The sequence below is a fragment of the Ramlibacter sp. genome (assembly GCF_035627355.1).
In the GTDB taxonomy this organism is placed as follows: domain Bacteria; phylum Pseudomonadota; class Gammaproteobacteria; order Burkholderiales; family Burkholderiaceae_C; genus Ramlibacter.
Genome location: NZ_DASPLW010000024.1, coordinates 1 through 3591, shown reverse-complemented (window position 1 = coordinate 3591; position 3591 = coordinate 1). Strand labels below are relative to the sequence as shown.

At 68.1% G+C, this 3591-nt stretch carries 7 protein-coding genes; all 7 read left to right on the top strand.

What is annotated here, in order from left to right:
* A partial coding sequence (locus tag VEC03_RS06840) for a nuclease domain-containing protein (protein ID WP_324913849.1) occupies positions 1-526 on the top strand: 526 nt, incomplete at its 5' end.
* The gene (locus VEC03_RS06835) at positions 523-1053 is read left to right on the top strand and encodes a hypothetical protein (RefSeq protein ID WP_324913847.1); all 531 of its coding nucleotides are present in this window, start codon (positions 523-525) and stop codon (positions 1051-1053) included. The genes VEC03_RS06840 and VEC03_RS06835, both read left to right, overlap by 4 nt.
* Before the next feature lie 120 nt (positions 1054-1173).
* Positions 1174-1368: a hypothetical protein gene (locus VEC03_RS06830; protein ID WP_324913845.1), complete on the top strand. Its 195-nt coding sequence runs from the start codon at positions 1174-1176 to the stop codon at positions 1366-1368.
* A gap of 41 nt (positions 1369-1409) precedes the next feature.
* Positions 1410-2039 (top strand): hypothetical protein, encoded by a 630-nt coding sequence (locus VEC03_RS06825; RefSeq protein ID WP_324913843.1) that lies wholly within the window; start codon positions 1410-1412, stop codon positions 2037-2039.
* 2 nt (positions 2040-2041) lie between these two features.
* Entirely contained in the window at positions 2042-2389 is a 348-nt protein-coding gene (locus VEC03_RS06820; protein ID WP_324913841.1) for a phage protein NinX family protein, read from the top strand.
* The gene (locus VEC03_RS06815; RefSeq protein ID WP_324913839.1) at positions 2386-2595 is read left to right on the top strand and encodes a hypothetical protein; all 210 of its coding nucleotides are present in this window, start codon (positions 2386-2388) and stop codon (positions 2593-2595) included. The genes VEC03_RS06820 and VEC03_RS06815 overlap by 4 nt, the downstream gene beginning before the upstream one ends.
* Positions 2596-3166: 571 nt before the next feature.
* On the top strand, positions 3167-3532 hold the full coding sequence (locus tag VEC03_RS06810) for an HNH endonuclease signature motif containing protein (protein WP_324913837.1): 366 nt from the start codon (positions 3167-3169) through the stop codon (positions 3530-3532).
* Positions 3533-3591 lie beyond the last annotated feature (59 nt).

Here is a 3591-nt window from a genome sequence, read left to right as displayed (position 1 = left end):
CGTGGGGCTTCCTGGTGGACGGCCAAAAGGTGCCGTGGCGGGAATACCTTGGGGAGCAGGGGTGAGCTTTCATCGCCCCTCCTCCGAAGAACTGCAGCAGCGCCGTCTGACCGAGCGCGAGGCGAACATGCGCGCCCTCGGCTCCGGCCCGCGCTCGCTACATCGGGGGACGTATGGCGGCGCAACGACGGTGCCCGCGCCGCCCGCGCGCCAGAAGGTGCCCGGCAAGGTAAAGCAGGCCATCCGGGACAGCGCGCGGGGCGAGGCGTGCGCGGTGCGCCTGATCGGCGTCTGCAACCACAACCCCGAGACGACGGTCTGGAGCCACTACCCGGGCCACGCAGGCGACCGCGGCATGGGTACGAAGAGCCTGGATCTTGCCGGCTGCTACGCCTGCAGCGCCTGCCATGACGCCGTGGACGGCCGCACGCGGTATCCCGGGCTGGATGCGCTGGCGCTGCGCTTGGCTTGGCACGAAGCCCACCTCCGGTCGCTGGTGCGGCTGGCTCAGAAAGGACTGCTGTGACGGATGCCGCAATCATCGAATGGCTGCAGGGGAAGTGCGTTCCCGGTGAGGGAGGCTGCCTGATCTGGACCGGCGCCGTGGGTCACAAGGGCGTTCCAGCTGTTCGCAACCCGTTCACGAACAAGACGGGCTCTGCGCGGCGGCTGTTGATGCAGGCGATGGGACACCGGATACAGGGCAAGGTGTGCACCACGAAGTGCTGCGACCCTCGCTGCATGGCAAAGGATCACGTGGTCGCGTGGTCGCGGCAGGAACTGCAAAAGCGCAGCTCGCAGAAGTTCCGCTATGACGTGGTGCGCTCTGCGAAGCTGGCCGAAGCGGCACGCGCCAAGTCCAGCCTGAGCATGCAGCTTGTTCGCGCGATGCGGGCATCCGGGATGCGCGCAAAGGAGGCGAGCGAGCATTTCGGCGTGCCGTTCCAAACCGCCTGCCGGATCATCAGCGGGCGCAACTGGAAGGATTACGACAACCCGTTCGCTGGGCTCGGTGCGCGCGCCGCCAACGACTCGCAGAGGAGGGCGGCATGAAGTTCTTCTTCCTCTATTGGCTGGGCGTGTTCGCCCTGTTCGCGCTGCTCGCCTTGACGGCGGGTTGCGTTCGGTTCTAAGGGTCAAGCGCCACCCGTGACGGCGCATGAAAGGGACGAGATGACCGTCGAAGAAATGCACAAGGCAAAGCAGGAAGCCGAGAACCAGATCCGCGATGCGCTCGACGGCTTCATGCGCCAGACCGGCCTGCTGGTGGAGGACGTGCGCGTCGGCTGGCAGGACTTCCAGCCGGTCTGCCAGCCGCACCGCGTCCGTTCGGTGGGCAGCGTGACTCTGGACGTGCGGCTCGCATAGCCCGAGGCAACCGGGCGCAGTACAACGAAAGAGGTGGGACCATGTTGGCAGACACGAACGAACGGCCAGGAATCGAGGAGCAGTACCAGACGGCGGGCAACACCTCCGACCTGACCGTGGATGCCGAGCGGCGCGGCGCAGGGGACGTGCTGATTGCCGCCGGCTGGAGCGACAGCCGCATGGGCATGGCGCTGCTGCGCCTGCATTCGGAGTGGGACGCAGCGGCGAAACCGCGGCGCATGACGGACGCGCAGGTGCGGCAGCTCGCCGCCACAATCCCGGACGCCCGGGGCAAGCCGAACATGAGCCGCGCCCGTTCGGAGGCGATCGTCTGGTACGCCCGCGAGCTGCGCCTGCTGGCCACCTCCCTGAAAAGCCGGTCCGGCGTGCTCCAGCAGATCCACGCATGGGCGCTGCTCAAGGGCATCAGCGCGGACTACGTTGGTCCGGCGCTGTTCCACTGGTTGTCCCCGGTCTGTCCGGTGTGCGACGGACACGGCCTGCGCAAGGTGCCGGACCAGCCGGCGCTGAGCGGCAAGCGGTGCCACGCCTGCGGGGGAAGCGGCAAGAGCGCCCGGCCCGAGGGCTCGACGCGCATCCAGAATCATCTGGATTACTGCGTGACGGTGGCGCGACACTCGCTCAAGGCGCGGCTGCGTCGGGAAGGGTGAGCATGGCAAAGCACAAGACGAGTGAACTGGAAGGCGCGCTGCTGGATGCGGCGGTGGCAAAGGCCGAGGGGCGCGAGCAGTACGTCCTCACGGAATCCGGCGGGGGCAGCTTCCGTGACTTTGAGCCGAGCAGCCTGTGGGAGGACGGCGGCCCGATCATCGAGCGGGAGCGGATCGAGCTGGAGTGGCGGGACAATGATGGGTGGTGGAACGGCGAAAGAGTCGGCGGATCGCGCTGGGTAGCCACGATGGACGTTGGCGTGCCCGCCCAAATTGGCACCACCCCCCTTATCGCCGCCATGCGCGCCTACGTGGCGAGCAAGCTGGGCGAGGAAGTGGAACTGCCATGAAGACGGTGTTCGAGATCGCCCAGATGGTCGCCCGGTTCCGAGAGATCGCGGCCGACCATGAGCGTTTCGAGCAGGGCGGCGGGTGCAGCCGCGAGCTTGGGCAGGCCGCGGATGCAATCGAGCTGATGGCGGCACACCTCGCCAATGCCGGCGGCCAAGATGGCGAGGGCGTTCTCGCCGCCGTGGCGGACATCGCCGCAAGGTAGCGAAAAGCCAACACGGGCGCATGGGCTTGCTTGACAAACTCCAGCATGGCACAATCGCGCCTGACCCGCGCGAGGGTCCGCCGGAGAAAGACCGTGCAGACAATGGGCCGCAAGCCCTAGGAACATGAAGGCCGGTTGCTCCGGCTGGAAGCGAGCGATGGTCCTGCTCGCCCTGAAATTCCCCAAGCCCGCCTCTGCGCGGGCTTTCTCATTTGCAGCGCCTGGGCTGGCGCTCCCAAGCATGGACACCCCGAGCAGGCAACTGCCACGGTAGTCTGAACCGGCGATCTGCAATCCCTTGGTCGGGTGCGCGGGGACACGGTGTAGGGCCAAGTCAGACCGCATGCAAGGGAGCGTTGGCTCAGGCGAGGCAGCCCGAAGCCGGGCGCATCCCCACTCCCTGAACCGCTCGCGTAGCACCTCGGGGGATCGTCGCCCGCGCCCTTCACCAGCCGGCGCCTCCTTCAAGGGCGCTCCACTGTCGCACTCGCAGGCCGGCAACGGAGTGCGGAACCGCAGGCACGCTCGCCGGGCTGACCAACCCGACGCAAGCCGGAAAGCGAGCCCAGACATGAAGCTCCAGACCCTGCGCCCACGGCTGGCCGCCGCGCCGGCCCGGCTCCAGACGCTGACCACCGAGACAACAGCCCCGCGCCCCGCCGGCCGCCCCTGGCAGGCAACCCGCCTACGCATCCAGATCCGCGACGGCTCCATGTGCGCCAAGTGCGGCCTGCTGTGGAACCCCACCCGGGACGCCGTAGACCATCTGCACCCACGCTGGGCCGGCGGCAGCGACGACGACAGCAACCTCGCCCTCCTGCACTCCACTCCCTGCCACGCAGACAAGAGCGCGCAGGAAGAGGCGATGCGCCGCGCCGGCGGGTACGTGATGCCCGACTGGGTCGCAGCCCTCCTGCGCGAGCGGGCGAAGGGCTGACGCACCAAGCTGGGGCGGGGGGGGCGGTCGAATCTTCCAAACGTTAGGGTCGCGGAAAC

Bases quoted from the DNA above. Each gene is read 5' to 3' on its own strand.
- VEC03_RS06820 (WP_324913841.1), top strand. From the start codon at position 2,042: ATGGCAAAGCACAAGACGAGTGAACTGGAAGGCGCGCTGCTGGATGCG.
- VEC03_RS06810 (WP_324913837.1), top strand. From the start codon at position 3,167: ATGAAGCTCCAGACCCTGCGCCCACGGCTGGCCGCCGCGCCGGCCCGG.
- VEC03_RS06825 (WP_324913843.1), top strand. From the start codon at position 1,410: ATGTTGGCAGACACGAACGAACGGCCAGGAATCGAGGAGCAGTACCAG.
- VEC03_RS06830 (WP_324913845.1), top strand. From the start codon at position 1,174: ATGACCGTCGAAGAAATGCACAAGGCAAAGCAGGAAGCCGAGAACCAG.
- VEC03_RS06815 (WP_324913839.1), top strand. From the start codon at position 2,386: ATGAAGACGGTGTTCGAGATCGCCCAGATGGTCGCCCGGTTCCGAGAG.